The following is a 19,035-nucleotide window of genomic DNA, read 5'->3' as shown; positions in this document are numbered from 1 at the left end:
ATGAAGCTATTAGTTGTATTAAGTATAAAGGAATATCAGGAGCAGGTAGGAAGTCTGCTCCATGAGGCCGGAGTAAAACGGTTTAGTGTAACAAATATCACCGGATATAAAAAGAAGGAAGAAAACTTGGGCTGGTTTGCAGCGAATGGAAGTAATGCAAAAACTAATTCGATAATGCTTTTCAGCTTTGTAACAAAAGAAATAGCAGACAAGGCTATTTTAGATATTGATAGTTGTAATATTGAGACAAAAAATCCTTTTCCTGTACATGCTTTTGTCCTTGATGTAGAGAATTTTTCTAAACTGATTTGATTATGAAACGTGAATATATTATACGGATAGTAGCGGGAACAATGGTACTAACAGGTATTTCTCTGGCTTATTTTATTTCTATCGGATGGCTGTTCTTACCTGCATTTGTTGGTGTGAATCTTATACAGTCTTCGTTCACTAAATTTTGCCCGTTAGAAATCCTGCTCGATAAATTAAAAGTTAAACGGTGAATTGATTAATTAATTTAAAGAGAGCAAAACCGAATATCGAAATAGTCTTTTGCTCTCTTTTTTAGATATGAAAACTAGAATTTATACAATAATCATATTCTTTATTCTCATTATACGTGCTCCGATTGCTTATTCACAAGAGAATACCATCTTACAGGTAGATAGTCTTTCTCTTCGGAATAACTATCTGAATGAGATGCAGTCGATAAATGTATTGAAACATAAACCGATTGAAGTCTCGGAAGATCTTGTAAGGTCTGTGCTCGACAAGCAGGCTCCTTTTGCGGTATATAAGGATAATTATATGGTAACGGGAATCCCTTTAAACAAATCGGTAACCCGAAAAACAGCAGATGCATTCTTCCAGTTTAGCATTCGTCACAGGGTTACCAGAAGTGTATTTCCTTTTAATTCGTTCTTATATATCACTTATTCTCAAAAATCGTTCTGGGATATTTATGATGAATCAAGTCCTTTCCGTGATACTAATTATAATCCGGGAATAGGGATAGGACGGTATGTCATAAAAAATGACAAACTGAAAGGAGCGGTAATGGTTTCTATGGAACATGAATCGAATGGCAAGTCCGAAGAAGATTCTCGTAGTTGGAACTATATAAATCTGTCAGTCAAATACTTTTACAATATGCGATTATCCGCTAAGGCCCAAGTGTATCTGCCTTATATAGAAGGGGATAATAATAAAGATTTGTTACGCTATAAAGGTTATGGTATCTTTTCCATCAATTATATTGATAAGGAAAATCTATGGTGGTTCAGTCTTAATATAATCCCACGGGATAAGTTTATAAACCCTAACTTACATACATCTTTATCATTTAGAGTATCGAAAAATTCAAACCAATACTTAACTTTGGATTATTATGCAGGATATGGAGAAGGGTTGCTGAATTATAAAAAATATACAAATCAATTAAGAATAGGGTTTACGATAAAGCCGGATTTTTTCAGTGCATATTAATAAAAAAATGAATAACGATGAATAGTAAATGGGACGAAAGTTACAATATTGAAGAATACCGATACGGGGAAACCCCGAATCTATTCTTTAAGGAAACGATAGATACTCTTCCGATAGGAAGAATTCTTCTTCCTGCTGATGGAGAGGGACGCAATAGCGTATATGCAGCTGTGAGGGGTTGGACGGTAGATGCTTTTGATCAAAGTTTGCAAGGCAGAGAGAAAGCTCTAAGATTGGCACAAAAAAACAATGTGGATATTTCGTTCAAAGTAATTGATTTTGAAAATGTCTCCGAAAACTATATTAGAGACTCTTACGATGCCATCGCTCTTACTTATGTTCACTTGCCTGAACAGCTAAAAGCAAAGTATCACCAATCGTTGTTGCCTTTATTGAAAACCGGAGGGCATATTCTTATCGAAGGATTCAGTAAAGAGCATGTAAAGCATCAGCAACAAAATCCATCGGCCGGAGGTCCTCCACATGTGGATATGATGTATTCGAAACAAGAGATTTTATTGATATTTGATTCTTTAGCGATCAATCTCTTGGAAGAAAGGGAAATAGAATTGGCAGAAGGTATAGGCCATAATGGGAAAGCCTCTGTAATACGCTTTATTGGGCAAAAGATATAAATAAAAATAGCGGCAATGGTTATCATTTACCATTGCCGCTGTTTGCTTTATAGATCAATATACTTTTTTGAATTTTTCATGATTTTCTTTTTGTAATTTCTTCTGTGTGATCGATTGCTATTACTTTATTCGCAATATCCACATTAACTCTATATATCACCGGAATAACACCAATTTCTTTACCTATAAAATTGTTTTCATTCTTGATTATTATGGTTTGACTACAGGTTTCAGTGTTTCGGGAATATCAAGCTCAGCACATTTTATCGATTCAAGTTTCTTCTTACCCAAATCGGTTAAGGTAAAATACATCTGGCGCTTATCCTCTTTACCTACAATACGTCTGATGAGCCCCTTCTTCTCTACCGACTTTATTACTTTCGATGTATTCGAATTACTCAGTCCCAATACGCTCGCTAATTCATTGGACGAATATTTCTGAGCATTTAGCGAACAGAGTAGCATTCCTTCATTCAGGCCAAGATCATATAATTGTTGAAAATTTAATTCAAAGTCATATATCGCCCGATACACATCCCTGATCTGGCATAATGTTCTTACCTGCGAATTGTTTATATTGTCTGCCATTTTGGTTTTAGTTTATTCATGTTCTTTTAATAAAATATTGTCAATAGCTTCCTTTAATTGCTGTTTGGGTAATGCTCCGGCAGCCATTTGAGGTTGTCCCTCCATCGGAATAAACAACAAAGATGGTATGCTTCTTATTCCAAAAGCAGCAGCAAGTTCAGGCTCTGTCTCTGTATTTATTTTATAAATATATATACGGCCTTCATATTCTGCCGCTAATTCCTCCAATACAGGAGCTATAGCCTTACATGGCCCACACCAGTCGGCATAGAAATCAATCAAGGCCGGCTTATCCCCTAAATATTTCCATTCAGTAGGATTTGTTTCAAAATTAGCAACTTTTGATAAAAATTCAGCTTTTGTTAAATGTATTGTTGTCATTTTATTTTCTTTTTTAGTTGTTTCTTTTATTTGATCTTTCGTTTCTGTCTTGTTATTACAAGATATAAGTAATAATGCCATTAGGGGGAGTAATATTGTATACTTCATTTAATCCGGTTTATATTTTTTTATCTGATTACCGTAGATATTTCCTTTGTGCTTGTTATCCGTATAGCATCCTGAAGACCCGCAACATGAAATATTCATAATTGCCTGAAAAAACAGTAATCCGGCTAAGACAAGAAATATATAATCCTTAGAGGATATTGAATAGATAGCTATCAACACTCCCAACAACAACCGAATTATTCGGGCCAAATCCCAATTCTTTAATATACGATTCATTTTGTTATTTATTTAAAATTAAACCAGCTTCCACCATTATATACTTCCTGAAAACCTTTATTTCTTAGGAGAGTTACGGCACTGCGGCTACGCATGCCACTGGCGCATACAGCAATAATCGGTTTGTCTTTTTTCAGTTTCGATAAATTACTGCTTAAACTATCTAACGAAATATTGATTGAATTGATTGCCGCCCCTTGTTTATACTCTTCTTTTGTACGAACATCCAGAAGTATAGCTCCATTTTCTAAAAGAGCTCTAAAGTCGGCTTTATCCTCCAGTCCGAATAATCTGCTAAGAAATCCCGCCATATTATTTATTCTATTACTGTTTATTTACTTTATTCCTTTTAAAAATTCCGCCGAATAAGCCACCCAATAATACTCCATATAGAGTACTGATCGTAGGTGATGATGTTATAGGGCAAGTACCGGTACTACATCCGATGTACCTCCAATACATATACCCGCCTATTGCTCCGATTAGGGCTCCTACCAGATATGTCCAATTGTTTTTTATGATTTGCATATTCAATTCGTTTATATTTCTTACAAAGATAATATTTAATTTCCTATAGAATATAATTCTTTAGGAAATGTAGTTAAGTAAATCATAATTCATCTTAAATTCAGAATAATAGTTAAGCTTTTCTGTTTATAAAGAATGCTTTGTTATTGCTGTTACGTATGTCTTATATCCGCCAGATAAGTTTACAACATTCGAAAATCCATATTGTGCTAATATTCGGAAAGCAATATACCCTCGTAATCCGACAGCACAATAGATAAGAATACACTTCTCTTTCGGTATTTCTTTGATTCGGGAACGCAGTTCATCTAAGGGGATGTTTACTGCCCCATCGATATACCCTTCTTTGCATTCTTCTGTGGTACGGACATCCAGCAGGATAGTTTTGAGAAAATCTATTTTTTTTAATATCCCGCCATTGGACAATCTTCATCTTTCCTTTAAGAATATTATCGGCCACATATCCAGCCATATTGACAGGGTCTTTAGCTGATGAATAAGGCGGAGCATATGCATGCTCAATATCTATCAGATCGTAAATTGCACCTCCTTTTTTTATAACCTGAGCAAATAACTCAATTCTTTTATCTGCTCCTTCTTTTCCTACAACCTGAGCCCCCAGAAGCTTTCCATTTAAGGGAGAGAAATTTATCTTTATTGACAGTTGAGATGCTCCGGGATAGTACCCTGCATGCGAACTCCCATGGGTAAAAGATGATATATGCTCAATACACTCTCTGTTCAGCATTTTGGATGAAAGTCCTGTCGCCGCAACGATTAGGTCAAACACCTTGGCAATAGATGTGCCAATAGTTCCCGAGTACATATATTTATTGTCCTCCAGTATGTTATCTGCAACAATACGGGCTTGTTTATTGGCCGGACCTGCCAGAGGAATCAGCATTTGTTTATTTATTACCGGATTCAATATTTCTACGGCATCGCCTAACGCGTAGATATTATTATCACTGGTCTGCATATAACTATTAACTTTAATTCCTCCTGTAGTTCCAAGTTCCAGCCCTGCATCTTTTACAATCTTAATATCAGGGCGAACACCAATACTTAAAATAACCATATCGGAGATAAGTTCTCTACCACTTTCCAGTCCTATTCGAATGCCATTTTCTCCTTCGAGGAAAGAGGTTACTCCTTCTTTCAGATAAAGCCGTACCCCTTTCTGTCTAAGATGCTGATGAACTATTGCGGCCATAGAAAAATCAATCGGAGCCATAACCTGATCCGCCTTTTCAACTAACTGCACTTCGAGTCCTGCATGATATAAGTTTTCTACCATTTCCAGTCCAATAAATCCACCGCCTATGACAATTGCTTTTTTCGGCTTGTGAGTTATAAGAAAGTTCTTGATTTTATCGGTATCAGGTACATTACGAAGTGTAAATATCTTTCTACTATCGATGCCCTTGATTGGAGGTTTCACCGGTTCTGATCCGGTAGATACAATGAGTTTGTCATAAGATTCAGTATATTCCTTATTTGTAACAAGGTTTTGTATGGTTATACTTTTCTTTTCCCTATTGATGCAGATTACTTCCTGTAATACTCTGATATCTATCTTGAATCGCTTAGAAAACCCGTCTACAGTTTGGACGAAAAGATTATCTCTGTTCGCTATTGTACCTCCGATATATAATATGGTAAGCCACAATTGGCATAAGAAATATATTCACCTCTTTCAAATAAAATAATTTCAGCTTGTTCATCCATTCTTCTTAAACGGGCTGCAACAGAAGCTCCTCCGGCAACCCCACCTATGATAAGTATTTTCATATATTTGTTTTTATTATAATTGATATAATCTTATGGTGTAATGATTTCTTTTATCATTTTAACTAATCGAATTATAAACTCTGTATATTTATTTTCTTTCGACTGTATTTCTTTTATTTTCTCTCTACCTTTATCTGTTAGGGAAAAGATCATCTTTCTTTTATCTGGTTTCCCGATTCTTCTTATAATGTATTTTTTTATCTCAAGATTTTCCAATATTCTGGATGTTCGAGAGTTTGATAAACCAATCTGATTGGATAGATAGCTGGCACAAGAGGTCTTTTTATTATACAGGGAGTATAAGATAAAAGCTTCATTTAATGTGACTCTATTATCCTCTAAAAATTCTTTATCAAGTCTATAAAGAGCTTTCTGTATATTTTTTAATCTGATTAAACAAATCATAATTCCAATGGAAATAATAAACAAAGGAAATTAATATTTTGATATAATCAAATTTAATTGATATTAATTATCAAATCAGGACTTCTGTGCTACATCCCTCAACCATTACTCATCGACAGTTGAATGAGAAACAACTTATTGAAATTGGAGTTCAAACTGCCTGGAATTGACTACGAGATTAATGGATTGGAGTTATTAAATAGCATCCCTCAACTTAAAGGAAAAGTGTTAGAATATGAAAAGATTGGTGTTTGTAGTACTGGAGACACATTTATTACCAATCCGATTACAGTATATGGTGATATAATAGAAATGGAGGCCATTATTGGAATGGCAGGCAAGAGCAAAGGTTTAGAAAGTGGGAAAGCAAGTGCCCAATTTATCAATCGTATTTATGCTCGTCGTGTAATGTCTACAGGGCTAACTTCATTTTCAGGCTCTGAACTTCCCGAAATGATTGCTAGAGGGGAATTTGTAGAAGCTTCAGAAAAAGAAAAATTAGAGGAAATGCTTATCTTTTTTGAAACACTTACAGCCAATATTTTCTTTGAAGGCACACATTATTTGAATTCTTTAAGATATCGTTTCCAGACAAGTAACATCAAAAATAAAAAAAATGTAATCGAAAAGATTAAGAATCATCTCAATAATAGCCACTTGAACAAAAGTTGCTCTTGAATTGATGGGACAAAGTTCTACTTATAGGGTTAGCCATCTGATTTGTAATATCACTAATCTGATTGAATATATATCCCGTAAATATAGGAAAGATGGGATAAATTTCAGTTTTGTATTCAATCAGGTTTCCGAGGTATATTTTGTTTCGAAGAGTTACTTATCCCGCATTTTTTCTAAATACCTTCGGAGTAGCCTGCTCGCTCTTCTTGAAGAACTTAATAAAGTGTGAAGGATCTTCGAATCCTAAACAGAACGCAATTTCATTGATCGTCCAGTTTGTATGTTTCAGTAAGGCTCTTGCTTCCAAGGCTATCCGCTCTGATATTAATAGCTTTGTCGTTTTTCCGGTGACTTCTTTCAGTACCTTGTTGAGGTGATTGACATGAATATTTAGTTGTTGTGCATAATCACTTGGTGAATGAAGTCGGATACTTTGCATGGTCGATTCTATCGGGAACTGCCTTTCCAATAGTTCGAGGAATAAAGATGTGATTCTGTCAGATGCATGAGACTCTTTGTGTCCAACAGGCTGCATTATAGCAGGGCGCATTTTCAATGCTGTGTGAATAAGCTCTGTAACCAGATTTCGAAGGACATCGTATTTATAGACATAATCGGAAGTAATCTCCCTAAACATTTTATCATAAATTGTCCGTACCTGCCTGAACTCTTCATCATTCAGATCTAATATCGGTATTCCATGAGGCTGGAATAGAGGATATGCTTTAAAATCGCCATATCCTTTGAAGAAGTCTTCCGTAAAAACACAGAATGCACCTGTCTTGTCAAGGCTCAGAGGTTCCCAATTATAAGGAACCTGTGGATTTGCAAACAAGAGCATATTATTTTCTACAACCAGCGTTTTGTCGGCATAATGAACTGTATTACTACCGGATATCAGACTTATCTTATAGTAATCTTTACGACTGTATGGGATTGTATGATCAGGCTGTATATAATCACCTAATGAAAAGACATTGAACTGGCCTATCTTCCCGATAATCTCACTTGGTAAGATTCCTAATTTAATGCGATAAAAATCTGCTAATGACAATGCCTTTTCCATTATAATGCCAACTTATATATTCTTTTTCCTTATCAAATACTTTGGCCTCCGGAGACCTCAATCCGCTGAGCATTCACCCATCGTGCGTCATCAGTACATAAAAATGCAACTACTCCACCAATATCATCAGGTAGACCGACTCTTCCTAATGGGATTGTACTGGCAGTTATTTTATTGACTTCCTCGTTGTCTCTGACAATACCTCCGCCAAAATCGGTTGCAATAGCACCCGGAGCAACAGCATTAGACCGAATACCTCTGGCTCCAAGTTCTTTTGCCTGATACCTTGTTAATACCTCAATAGCTCCTTTCATAGATGCATAAGCGGAATATCCGGGCCGGGAGAAACGTGCCAGACCTGTTGAGATATTGATGATACCACCTCCGTCTTCGAGTATGTTCAATGCTTTTTGGGTAAAGAAATAAACACCCTTGAAATGGATATTGAAAAGACTGTCGAAATCCTCTTCGGTTGTTTCGGCAAAAGCTGAATTAATTCCGATGCCTGCGTTATTTACCAGATAGTTTATTTTCTGAGTACCAAATTTTACAGACAACTCCTGTTTAAGTAATTCGAAAAAAGAATCGAAGCTTTTTACATCGGCAGTATTGAGTTGGAGAGCAATGGCTTTTTGTCCGAGTTGCTCTATCTCTGCGATTGTTTCTAAAGCACTTTCCTTTTTGCTGTTGTAGGTAAGGACTACATCCAGCCCTTTACGGGCTATATTTAAAGCCATATTTTTACCTAGCCCACGGCTGCCGCCTGTTACCAATGCGATTTTTGATTGTTGTGACATAATTCAATAGTTTTAATTACAACACAAAGATACTGGTATATAGCTCATTGATACTGTATGATTCAATCCGCTTATGGTAAAAATCAAATAATTGGCTAGCCTCTCTTCGAAAGACTTTAGTTGTATATCAGAATATAAGCATTTAGATATGTTGCTAAAAACAGCCAAAGAATATAGGGAATAAATAAGATCCCACTCACTCTTTGCGCCGGATAACATTTAAAAGCATAATATAATACGCCCAGATCCAACAAGATAATATTGATAAAACCTAAAAGAGGGTTTTGCAGATAAAAGAATGAAATGCTCCATATAAAATTAAGGAACAACTGAACGACAAATAATGAGGTAAGAAATTTCTTGTTCTGTTCTTTTGAGTTCAATACTAGTCCGATAGAAATACCCATGCATAAATATATTATACTCCATGCAATCGGAAAAGCTATATTGGGTGGAGTTATTGCAGGTTTATTCAATGTCGGATACCATGTCTGTATCGATTCCGATTGAAAATAACTGGCTGTGAATCCGACTAAAAAACAGATAATTACAGGAAGTAATATGTATAGAAACTTTCTCATATGAATATTAGTTTTTGTTCTTGCTAATTATGTTATGATTTCCCAATCCTCAATTCCTCCTTCTATTGTTTCAAATAAAGGATGTGTTTTTAGATCAGACAATGAGGGTAACTTCACTAAAAGTTCAGGACTTCGTTTTTGAAGTTTTCGCCTCAGATGCTCATATTCATATTCCAATTGCCCTTTAGTTACAGGGATGGGAGAAATATTCTCAATCATACGAATTTTCTCTTTGCTATATGAAAAATTTCTTCTCGCAGCTTCCTTATATATTTCAGTAAGGAAAGCATCGATGTAAAGATTCGGCTCGGGGCTATTCTTAAAACGGATCAACTGAGAGTGATTTGTATATCCTTTTGTATTGCCCAAGAGCACATTCTTAGCCAATAACCCTTCACGCCAGGAGGCATTAAGCCCTGCCGAGTCAAGATACTGGGGATGTAAAGACCATAATCGCATGTATTATTTTGCTAAGAGTTTTTCTATAGCTCCAGAAATCTTTGACGGATTGGTTATCGGAGCATAGCGATTAATGATATTCCCCTCTCTGTCTATCAGAAATTTAGTAAAGTTCCATTTTATAGAATCACCCAAGAATCCGTTGCTATTTTCTTTCAGGTATTTATAAAGAGGATCGGCATTGTCTCCGTTAATATCAATTTTTCCTAAGGTGCTAAATATCGTTTTATTCTTCATTTCACAAAAGAAGGTGATTTCATCATTAATTCGGGGACCTTGTTTCCAAAACTGATTGCAATAGAAATCTGATATCTCAAAAATACAAAAAAATTCATATAACAAAAGTAAAAAGAAATTCTATTAAGCTGAGATGAAAACAGAAGATCTTTTTGCCCATGTCAATTTGCTGATCCTATATTATAGGGCTTTATGCTATAGGGATGCTTATATGACCTCACGAATATCTATTTTAAATACCACGACAGGCGTTCCGTGTCTGCCATTTTCAAACTATATATAAGCAAAGTAAGTAATATATTGTATCCCTAATATACAATTATTATCAATTGCTTTTATCAAAATAAACCTTAACCTTTTTTTTACTCAATCTTCTCATGAGCCAATTCTCTATCTTTATCTGATCATTCTTTTGCAGAATGCGTTTAGATGTAATCATAAATACCCCTGTTTTATCTTGAAGTAAGGAGTCGCTTTGAGCGTAAATATATGCTTCTGCATATAAACAACTCTCTATCTGAGGATACAAAGGGGTCAATTCAGACAATAATTGTTTCCCTATAAGATATTGGCTTTGTATACTGTCTATTTTTTGTTTATACCCCGCAATCTCTACATTTAAGCGGGCTATTTGTTGCCGGGACCTCTCTTCTTCAGATTGAGCTTTTTGTCTATCTTTAGCTATATCATTATCTATGGCCAACCCTTGTTCTATCGTTATCTTAGCATCATCTAAAGAGAATAAGCCTGCCTGATCGATAATCGCTTTTTTATCATCTTCTGTCAATGAAGATCCCCCGTATATCAGATTAATTTCTTTTTTATTCGCACTAATTTCGTTGTTGAGCAAATAATTCCCTTTATATATTCCTATATACCGTGTATACTTTTCTGCATTTACTCTGAATTTCTCATTTTGGGACATCCGATAACCCAAATATATGCTGGGTAATATGATTATAATAAGTACAATGGACAAACCTTGATTGATACGTTTCTTTCTTGTCTCACTTATATTGGTATCTCTGATTGGAAACCTCAACATTTGAGAAATTAAAACCGAAGCATAAGCAATACAAACTGTATTGATGGTAAACAGATAGAATGCTCCATAGAAAAAAGAGAATTGGAGCGTAGCTAAACCGTAGCCGGCTGTACAAAGAGGTGGCATCAAAGCCGTAGCAATAGCCACGCCGGGAATGACATTTCCTTTCTGCTTGCTGCTGATTGCGATAATACCGGCAAAGCCTCCGAATAAAGCAATCAATACATCGTAAATAGTAGGACTGGTTCGGGCCAAAAGTTCAGAATGAGCTGTATGAACAGGGGTTATTGAAAAATAAACAGTTGATGCTATAAGGCTGGCCAATACTGCAAAACCAAAGTTTTTAAGTGACTGACGAAGCAATCCGAAATCATGAATAGCAATACTGTATCCCATTCCATTGATTGGCCCCATCAAAGGAGAAATAAGCATGGCTCCTATTATCACAGCAGTTGAATTGGTGTTAAGCCCCACTGATGCTATAATAATAGCACAAACTAATATCCAGATATTGGTTCCCTTGAAAGAAATCCCCTGTATTATTGAATTGTGGATTTCTTCAAAGTCTTCTGTTTGCTTTTGTAGACTGACGTAAGTGACTACTTTTCGTATTAAGTTGTACATACTATATATTATTAGTATTCAGGCTGTATTCCTGATTTGAATTTCTACGGAAAAGGTACTTCTTTTTTATCAATTATATATTTACCAATCACACTTATTCTATTTATGATTTTTGTTCTTACTTATAAATTGTTTAATATCTTTGTTCGACCCGTAAACAACCAAGATGTCATTTTCTTCTAACATTGTATCGGGGTTTGGTATACCCTGTACATCCGCAACAACTCTGGTTTTCCCGATTATACTCTTTTTTTCTACATTTTTGATAACAGTCAACACGAGCATATTATATTCCTTACGAAAGCCGACTTCTTCGATTGTCTTACCAATGAGAATATCCGGAACCACAACCTCTACCATGCTGTAATTCTCATTTAACTCAAAAGAATCTACCATTCCCCGGAGCGTTAGTTTCTTAGCCCATCTTTCAGCCGTTTCTTCTTCCGGGCGGACAATTTCATGCACACCGATTGCCTGTAATACATTCTCTTGCAGAGGATTCAAAGATCTTCCGATAAGCCGTTTTACGCCTAGGTTTTTAAACATAGCTGTCGCCATTATATTAGCACCCTGATCTTCTCCGATACAGACAATCACCACATCTGTATTCTTTAAGGGCAGTGTTTCTACTGCTGCTGCATCCGTTACATTTAAACATGCAACATGTGTTATCTTATCTTTCAGCTCATTTACCCGTTGCATCTTTGTATCCACTCCGATTACTTCATTTCCCTGTGATACTAATTTTTCAGCAAGCGAAGAACCAAATACTCCGAGTCCGACAATAATATATTTCATCTTTTCTTTTTTTAAGTAACAGTAAGACTTTAACAATCTATATTGGAATCATAACTACCTATTTTTATTATACTTACCAAATGATAAATAGGTCTGAGACCTTAATTAATCAATATCTCCTCTGATGGATAAGTATAATTAGACATCCTTACCTGCTTAAAGAAAGCAATAAGCAAAGTGAGTGTTGTTACACGACCTATAAACATAAGTATTATCAGCACCAGTTTACTGGCAGAACTTAAACCGGGAGTGATCCCCAAACTCAATCCAACCGTACTATAGGCCGAAACCGATTCAAAGATAATATCTAATAAACGCAAGCCTTCATCGAAATATGAAATAAGTAATGACCCTATTGCTAAGACAACAACAGAAAGTGTCATCACCGCAAAAGCACGTCTTATGGATGTTTCGGATACCTCCCGGCTACACACTTCTATATTCTTTCGTCCTCTGGCCAAACTGATAAAATTCAATACTGCTATTGCAAATGTACTCGTTTTTATACCTCCTCCTGTAGAGGCAGGAGAAGCACCGATCCACATCAGAATGATTATGATAATCAAAGATGATAAATGTAGTTGATTAAAATCAATGGAATTGAAACCGGCTGTACGGGGCGTTGTTGCTGTAAATAATGCGGTAACAAATTTTCCGACTCCCTGATGGGAAGCAAGTATATTGTTATATTCATTTATAAAAATAAGGATTGTTCCGATAACGATTAAAGAAAATGTTGTTATCAGGTTGATCTTACTTCCCAGTTTCATCACCCAGGGCTTGTAAACGTCTTTTTTGTGATTGAAAATCTGTAAGAATGTTCTGCGGATTAAATGTTTCAGGTATTTCAACAAATTGATTACAATAGGGAATCCTAATCCTCCGAGAACGAAAAGAAATATCAGGCTCAATTGGAATCCATAATTATCCACATATCCGTTTTCCATGATACCATGCGGCAATGTGGAAAAGCCTGCATTGCAAAAAGAGGATATGGAATGGAATACTGAAAAGTAAATCCGGTCACCCAAGTAAGGTATTAAAGCAGGATTTAAACTTGTAAAGATAAAGAGTGCCCCCACAGCTTCGATGCCAATCGTTATAATCAATATTCGTTTTAACGTTTTAAAGATTTCATCGATCTTTTCTATATTCGAGATGTTACCTATTGTCAGTTGGTCTTCATAAGACGATCCTCCTTTAAAGAAGTAGCTGAAGTAACTGGCGAAAGTTAGTATACCCAAACCTCCGGCTTGAATCATAACCATGATGACTGTTTGTCCGAACAATGTAAAATCTTTACTTGTATCCAATGCTACCAGACCTGTTACACAGACTGCACTCGTTGTTGTAAAAAGAGCATCGATCAGACTGATACTCCCTGTCGTGGATATGGGTAGTAACAGTAGGATTGTTCCGATAAGAATCAAACCTAAAAAACTGAGAACAAACAATCTTGCCGGATTTAATCCGATATATTTTATTCGGGACAACATTATTTATGCTTTTACTGAGCGGCTTAATGTGATATATCCTAACACTCCCCCGATGATAGAAGCAGCAAAAATACCGATCTTAGCCTGTACCATATATTCGGGATGAGTAAATGCCAGCGATGTGATAAATAGCGACATGGTAAAGCCGATAGATGCCAGCAATCCTAAACCAAACAGGTTGCGTACATTCATTCCTTGAGGGAAGGGTGCGACTTTAAGCTTTATCAGTAAAAGGGTAAAGCCGACAACACCCACTACCTTACCCACTAACAAGCCTAAGCCTACACCAAGAGCTATATTCGTACTGAATAATTGTTCCATATCAATATTCAGTGAAACACCGGCATTGGCCAGAGCAAATATTGGAATGATAACAAATGTCACTAAAGGATGCATCCTGTGTTCTAAGCGTTGCAATGGAGGAATGGCTTTATTGGTATCTATTTTTATTTCTTCTAACAGATGCAATTGGTCATTTGTAAGTGTCGGTATTTCGTTCTTCGGATCGACCTCCCTGAACTTATTCAAATAGTGCTTTATTCTTTCTACAAACAGATTTTCCCTTATTTTGACATCGGCAGGAATCATAAAGGCTGCAATAACAGAAGCTATTGTAGCATGTACTCCTGACAAGAGAAATGATGTCCATACTCCCAGAATACCAAAAATGGCATAGAATAAAATACTCCGGACTCCCATTTTATTACCTATAAACATAATAAGTGCAAAAGCAAAGCCTGTAGCAAGGCTGAAGAAAGAGATGTCAGAAGTATAGAAAAATGCAATGACCAAGACTGCACCCAAGTCATCAACAATTGCCAGTGCTGTAAGAAATACTTTCAGCGATAGTGGAATCTTACTCCCTAACAAGTACAAAACGCCCAAAGCAAAAGCAATATCGGTTGCCATCGGTATTCCCCATCCGTGATGAACTTCTCCTGATGGATTAAATCCGATATAGATAAGTGCAGGTACCAGCATACCGCCGATTGCTGCACCAATAGGCAAAAGGGCTTTGCGGGGATTGGACAATTCTCCTCCAACAATCTCCCTTTTGAGTTCTAAGCCGACAACAAAGAAGAAAACAGCCATCAACCCGTCATTAATCCAGTGGTGGATGCTATATTCAAAGAAAGGTGTTCCATCAAATATAAATCCCAGCTTATGTTCCAATATATGGAAATAGTCTTCCGACCATGGGGAATTGGCTAAAATCATAGCTATGATAACACTCAGCCCGAGGACTATACCTCCGGCCTTTTCTTGTAATATAAACCGCTGAATGGGTTGGACTACCTTATCGATAGCTTCTTTTTTTTCTCCTGTCATCTATCCGGATTTTATGGGAATTTTTGATGTTTTAATAAACATCAAAAATAATTTATTTTTTTCGACTAGAAAAAATATTACCGATTAACTCTATTTTAATAGGTGTAGAATCCTTACAATGAGTGCATAAACATAAATTAACTTTTGATCAAGCTCTAATTTTACTACTTTTGCTCTTAATACCGGAAAATCCGGTACTGTTCAGGAACGGTTTTATTATTATCTATTGCCTTTCTTTATATATCCTGAGCTCTTTTTTTAATCTTATTATCACCTAAGAACTATTTATATCATTTGTAATGATGAGTTCTGCCGTGGGGTTATGTTTTAGATTTCACTATTTGGGTATCATCTTTTGTTTGTCCCATTTACAAATAGAATAGCTGCTTAAGATGAAGATATGATTCCCTCTTTATCCCTTTAAAGCAAAAAAGACATAAATAATATGACAAAAAACAAATTTTCATTTCGAACCACATTAACCAAATCAGTTGCTCTACCGGGGCTTATTGTTATACTTTTCATATCGCTTTATTGTGGTTTTTTTCCCGAACAAGCCAACAAATCTCTGTCGGTTGTAAAAACCTATTTTTTCAACAATCTGAGTTGGGTTTATGTATTGATGGTAACTTTGTTCGTTCTGTTTCTTATTATCATAGCTTTAAGTAAACTTGGTAATATTCGCTTAGGTTCGGATAATTCCCGGCCTAAGTACAGCTTTTTCTCATGGATAGCGATGCTGTTTGCAGCCGGTATGGGGATCGGGCTTATGTATTTCGGTGTGGCAGAAACAATGTCTCATTATGCAAATCCGGCAATAGACGATACGCTTCAACGGGCAAAGGAAGCCCAGCTATATACTTTTTTCCATTGGGGAATACATGCCTGGGCCATATATGCTGTGGTAGGATTGGTATTAGCTTATTTTGCCTATCGCTATAAATTGCCGTTGGCAATACGAAGCGGTTTATATCCTCTGTTGAAAGATAAAATATATGGTCCTATCGGAAATATTGTGGATACTTTTGCGCTGTGCAGTACATTTTTCGGAATTGCGACAACTTTGGGATTTGGTGTAGTACAGCTAAACGCAGGATTGCAAAGTATAGGATTGGTATCTGAGAACAGTTTTACATTTCAGGCTATTATCGTTATCGTAGTCATGGGTATCGCTATATTTTCAGCTTTTACAGGCGTAGATAAAGGTGTGAAGCGATTAAGTGAACTAAATCTGTCTCTTGCTTTTATTCTGATGGTATTTATTTTGATTGCAGGACCAACAATATATATACTTAGCACTTTTAGTGAAGGTATCGGTTATTACATCAGTAATTTAACAAATCTAACCTTTAATACTTTTGCCTATGAAACAGAAGCTCAGGGCTGGTTCTCGGGCTGGACAATTATGTATTGGGCATGGTGGATATCATGGTCTCCGTTTGTTGGGTTGTTTATTGCACGTATATCGAAAGGGCGTACCATACGTGAGTTTATTATAGCTGTTCTACTGATTCCTTCCTTATTCAATTTCTTATGGATGACTATATTTGGCAGTAGTGGTGTTTGGCTGGATAAATTCGTAGCAAATGGAGAATTGAGCCTATTGGCGAACAATCCGGATACTCTCCTGTTTCGCTTTTTTGAATATTTTCCACTCACCGGTTTATTGAATATAATAGCAATCTTGATGATTGGTGTTTTCTTTGTTACTTCGGCAGACTCCGGTATATTGGTTATGAACAGTATAGCATCCGGTGATAAAAAGAACTCGCCGAAGTGGCAAAATATATTTTGGGGTGTACTGCTCATCATTCTCTCTCTTACACTGCTTCGGGCAGGAGGTCTGGCCTCACTGCAGACGATGACTCTCATTTCCGCATTACCCTTTGGGTTGAGTATGCTACTCTTATGTTTTTCTTTATGGAAAGCTTTGCAAATCGATCATTTATTTCATAATACCAAACTGCCCTATGGTAGTATTGCATGGGACGGGAGCAGATGGAAGGAACGGCTGAACAGAATACTTACATTTTCCCATAAGAGGGATGTCAAGGACTTCCTGAATGGCACGGTAAAAGAAGCATTCGGCGAACTTCAGCAAGAGTTATCCGAAAATGATATTGAAGCTCAAATAATAGCAGGTAAAAAAACTCCTCTATCCATAGAGTTATTTATAAGGCATGATAAAATACGAAATTTCCGATATGGTGTCGTTGCTGAGCCTCAAACGATCTCGGAGTATATGATCGAGGAAGAGAATACTCCGAATGTTGATATGGAAACGCCTTATATACCGATTACCTATTTTAATGATGGGCGTAAAGGAAATGATATACAGTATATGACAAAAGAGGAAGTGATAGCTGATGTCCTCAGAGAATATGAANATATTGTCGGGACAGAAAGCCGCATATTCGGGAGAGTTGTATTCACCAGAACATAAGCAAAACGTTGAAGCGAAAGAGGCGGTAGTTTCTATTGCTCGGGATAAGGAGAAAAAGCAGTGTTTGGCGATTGACGATATATATTATGTGGATTGGTTCAGGGAGCAGAAAAAGAAGTTTTTACAGAGTATTGGGGTAAAGATCAAAGAGCCAAAACAACAAAAAGGGTTGGGAAGATAGAGAAAGCTTATAAATAAAGCTCGTAGAAGAGCTTAGGTAAGATATCTTAGAGAGGCATATCGCTATTTATAGTGTATGAGATTTTTATTTTGAGTTCTTCTTTAATTGTAAAGTATTGGCAGATTAGACGAAACTTATTTTGAGTGACTGTAACATAAATTGAAGACAGGGAGGCAATTCCCTGTTTTAGCATGAATTACAAAAATATTTACTAACTTTATATCTTTTGATTTAAAGATGTATATAAATCTATGCCTCATATAACGTTATCATTTTGGAGCGGAATAAAAGATTCTTTCGAGCAACGGACAATACCTTCAAAAACGGTTTTATTAAACGAAGGAGAGGTTGCCAAGAATCTCTATTATATTGAGAAAGGTTGCTTACGACTATACTTCTATAATGAGGGAAAAGACATTACTTTTCAATTCTTTTTTGAAGAAAGTATCGTTGCTTCATTTGATAGTATGTACGCAGGACAACCTAGTTTATTTTCTCTTGAGAGTATAGAACCTACTACAATTCGGACTGTCAGTAAGAAAGATTTCTATGACCTGGTAAATAAAAGACCGGAAGCCAAACAAGAGTACGAACACAAAATAATAGATAGATTTCACACCTATCAAAAACTCTTTCTGTCACGTATAAAGAATACTCCCCAACAGAGATATGAGGAATTGTTAAAAGAATACCCACATATATTGCAAAGAGTTCCTCAACATTACATTGCATCCTATCTTGGCATAACTCCCGTTTCGTTAAGCAGAATCAGAAACAGGCGAACTTAATTCATTTCTTTACAATTGTTATCGTCTTAATCCTTTTCACTTACCGACCTTTGTATTTATAATACTTAAAGATCGGCTGAATGAGAAAAATATCATTAACAAAAGGAAAATCTATATTTATTATTGATTTAATTCTAATACCTGTATTTCTACTCTTGATATACAGTGGGGTGAAACTACATGTAGCAGGACATACCAGCAATCACGATCTCTGGGAGTATTGGGCATTATTACAGGATTTTTATCGCTTACTGTCGGAGGATTCCACATAAAGGCACATTGGGCATGGTATAGAAACTTTATAAAAAGTGGGATAGGGAAAAAAAGCAAAGTTACAATAGTCTTGTCTGTATTA

22 protein-coding genes and 2 pseudogenes are annotated in these 19,035 nt (G+C 36.1%); 8 read left to right on the top strand and 16 right to left on the bottom strand.

Annotation, left to right across the window (positions count from 1 at the left end):
- The 4 genes from QZL88_RS11650 to QZL88_RS11635 all read left to right on the top strand — a co-directional run bounded on the left by QZL88_RS11650 (position 1) and on the right by QZL88_RS11635 (position 2,120).
- Positions 1-312, top strand: a complete 312-nt coding sequence (locus QZL88_RS11650; RefSeq protein ID WP_296941339.1) for a hypothetical protein — start codon at positions 1-3, stop codon at positions 310-312.
- A 2-nt stretch (positions 313-314) separates the two neighbouring features.
- Complete coding sequence (locus tag QZL88_RS11645) at positions 315-503, top strand: DUF2892 domain-containing protein (protein ID WP_296941337.1); 189 nt, start codon at positions 315-317, stop codon at positions 501-503.
- Positions 504-570: 67 nt separating this feature from the next.
- On the top strand, positions 571-1,485 hold the full coding sequence (locus QZL88_RS11640; RefSeq protein ID WP_296941336.1) for a phospholipase A: 915 nt from the start codon (positions 571-573) through the stop codon (positions 1,483-1,485).
- Between the two features lie 17 nt (positions 1,486-1,502).
- Positions 1,503-2,120 (top strand): class I SAM-dependent methyltransferase, encoded by a 618-nt coding sequence (locus QZL88_RS11635; RefSeq protein ID WP_296941335.1) that lies wholly within the window; start codon positions 1,503-1,505, stop codon positions 2,118-2,120.
- A gap of 210 nt (positions 2,121-2,330) precedes the next feature.
- Here QZL88_RS11635 and QZL88_RS11630 read toward each other — a convergent pair whose 3' ends face one another.
- From QZL88_RS11630 to QZL88_RS11600, 7 genes and pseudogenes are all read right to left on the bottom strand, one after another.
- Positions 2,331-2,708, bottom strand: coding sequence for a winged helix DNA-binding protein (locus QZL88_RS11630; RefSeq protein WP_296941334.1), 378 nt, complete (start codon positions 2,706-2,708; stop codon positions 2,331-2,333).
- A gap of 12 nt (positions 2,709-2,720) precedes the next feature.
- Positions 2,721-3,197, bottom strand: a complete 477-nt coding sequence (gene trxA, locus QZL88_RS11625; RefSeq protein ID WP_296941332.1) for a thioredoxin — start codon at positions 3,195-3,197, stop codon at positions 2,721-2,723.
- Complete coding sequence (locus QZL88_RS11620) at positions 3,198-3,434, bottom strand: hypothetical protein (protein WP_296941330.1); 237 nt, start codon at positions 3,432-3,434, stop codon at positions 3,198-3,200.
- A gap of 8 nt (positions 3,435-3,442) precedes the next feature.
- A complete protein-coding gene (locus QZL88_RS11615; RefSeq protein WP_291028298.1) occupies positions 3,443-3,745 on the bottom strand; it encodes a rhodanese-like domain-containing protein in 303 nt (100 codons plus the stop codon).
- A 13-nt stretch (positions 3,746-3,758) separates the two neighbouring features.
- Positions 3,759-3,962 carry a DUF6132 family protein gene (locus QZL88_RS11610; protein ID WP_291028300.1) on the bottom strand — a complete coding sequence of 68 codons (204 nt, stop codon included), beginning with the start codon at positions 3,960-3,962 and terminating at the stop codon, positions 3,759-3,761.
- A gap of 156 nt (positions 3,963-4,118) precedes the next feature.
- A pseudogene (locus QZL88_RS11605) lies at positions 4,119-5,753 on the bottom strand (CoA-disulfide reductase); the annotation flags it as partial.
- A 30-nt stretch (positions 5,754-5,783) separates the two neighbouring features.
- A complete protein-coding gene (locus QZL88_RS11600) occupies positions 5,784-6,158 on the bottom strand; it encodes a MarR family winged helix-turn-helix transcriptional regulator (protein ID WP_291028302.1) in 375 nt (124 codons plus the stop codon).
- Positions 6,159-6,281: 123 nt separating this feature from the next.
- Between QZL88_RS11600 and QZL88_RS11595 the strand changes: the two genes are divergently transcribed.
- A complete protein-coding gene (locus tag QZL88_RS11595; RefSeq protein WP_291028305.1) occupies positions 6,282-6,836 on the top strand; it encodes a hypothetical protein in 555 nt (184 codons plus the stop codon).
- A gap of 157 nt (positions 6,837-6,993) precedes the next feature.
- On the opposite strand, the gene QZL88_RS11590 is transcribed toward QZL88_RS11595, so the two are convergent.
- The 9 genes and pseudogenes from QZL88_RS11590 to nhaA all read right to left on the bottom strand — a co-directional run bounded on the left by QZL88_RS11590 (position 6,994) and on the right by nhaA (position 15,268).
- Positions 6,994-7,902 (bottom strand): AraC family transcriptional regulator, encoded by a 909-nt coding sequence (locus QZL88_RS11590; RefSeq protein WP_291028307.1) that lies wholly within the window; start codon positions 7,900-7,902, stop codon positions 6,994-6,996.
- Between the two features lie 32 nt (positions 7,903-7,934).
- Positions 7,935-8,699: an SDR family oxidoreductase gene (locus QZL88_RS11585; protein ID WP_291028309.1), complete on the bottom strand. Its 765-nt coding sequence runs from the start codon at positions 8,697-8,699 to the stop codon at positions 7,935-7,937.
- Between the two features lie 116 nt (positions 8,700-8,815).
- The gene (locus tag QZL88_RS11580) at positions 8,816-9,280 is read right to left on the bottom strand and encodes a TspO/MBR family protein (protein WP_291028310.1); all 465 of its coding nucleotides are present in this window, start codon (positions 9,278-9,280) and stop codon (positions 8,816-8,818) included.
- 27 nt (positions 9,281-9,307) lie between these two features.
- On the bottom strand, positions 9,308-9,739 hold the full coding sequence (locus QZL88_RS11575; RefSeq protein WP_291028312.1) for a pyrimidine dimer DNA glycosylase/endonuclease V: 432 nt from the start codon (positions 9,737-9,739) through the stop codon (positions 9,308-9,310).
- A gap of 3 nt (positions 9,740-9,742) precedes the next feature.
- Positions 9,743-10,057: pseudogene (locus tag QZL88_RS11570) on the bottom strand (glutathione peroxidase); the annotation flags it as partial.
- A 244-nt stretch (positions 10,058-10,301) separates the two neighbouring features.
- Positions 10,302-11,645, bottom strand: coding sequence for a DUF389 domain-containing protein (locus QZL88_RS11565; protein WP_291028316.1), 1,344 nt, complete (start codon positions 11,643-11,645; stop codon positions 10,302-10,304).
- Between the two features lie 99 nt (positions 11,646-11,744).
- A complete protein-coding gene (locus QZL88_RS11560) occupies positions 11,745-12,443 on the bottom strand; it encodes a TrkA family potassium uptake protein (protein ID WP_291028318.1) in 699 nt (232 codons plus the stop codon).
- A 101-nt stretch (positions 12,444-12,544) separates the two neighbouring features.
- Positions 12,545-13,939: a potassium transporter TrkG gene (locus QZL88_RS11555; protein ID WP_291028321.1), complete on the bottom strand. Its 1,395-nt coding sequence runs from the start codon at positions 13,937-13,939 to the stop codon at positions 12,545-12,547.
- A 3-nt stretch (positions 13,940-13,942) separates the two neighbouring features.
- Positions 13,943-15,268 (bottom strand): Na+/H+ antiporter NhaA, encoded by a 1,326-nt coding sequence (gene nhaA / locus QZL88_RS11550; protein ID WP_291028323.1) that lies wholly within the window; start codon positions 15,266-15,268, stop codon positions 13,943-13,945.
- 445 nt (positions 15,269-15,713) lie between these two features.
- Here nhaA and QZL88_RS11545 point away from each other — a divergent pair, with 445 nt between their 5' ends.
- The 3 genes from QZL88_RS11545 to QZL88_RS11535 all read left to right on the top strand — a co-directional run bounded on the left by QZL88_RS11545 (position 15,714) and on the right by QZL88_RS11535 (position 18,952).
- Entirely contained in the window at positions 15,714-17,711 is a 1,998-nt protein-coding gene (locus QZL88_RS11545) for a BCCT family transporter (RefSeq protein ID WP_296941321.1), read from the top strand.
- Positions 17,712-18,143: 432 nt separating this feature from the next.
- Positions 18,144-18,680, top strand: coding sequence for a Crp/Fnr family transcriptional regulator (locus QZL88_RS11540; RefSeq protein ID WP_006800586.1), 537 nt, complete (start codon positions 18,144-18,146; stop codon positions 18,678-18,680).
- An 80-nt stretch (positions 18,681-18,760) separates the two neighbouring features.
- A complete protein-coding gene (locus tag QZL88_RS11535) occupies positions 18,761-18,952 on the top strand; it encodes a hypothetical protein (RefSeq protein ID WP_006800585.1) in 192 nt (63 codons plus the stop codon).
- Positions 18,953-19,035: the final 83 nt, after the last annotated feature.

The organism is uncultured Dysgonomonas sp. (assembly GCF_900079725.1).
Lineage (GTDB): Bacteria > Bacteroidota > Bacteroidia > Bacteroidales > Dysgonomonadaceae > Dysgonomonas.
Note: the sequence above shows the minus strand (reverse complement) of the source record. Positions and strands in the feature narration are given on the sequence as shown.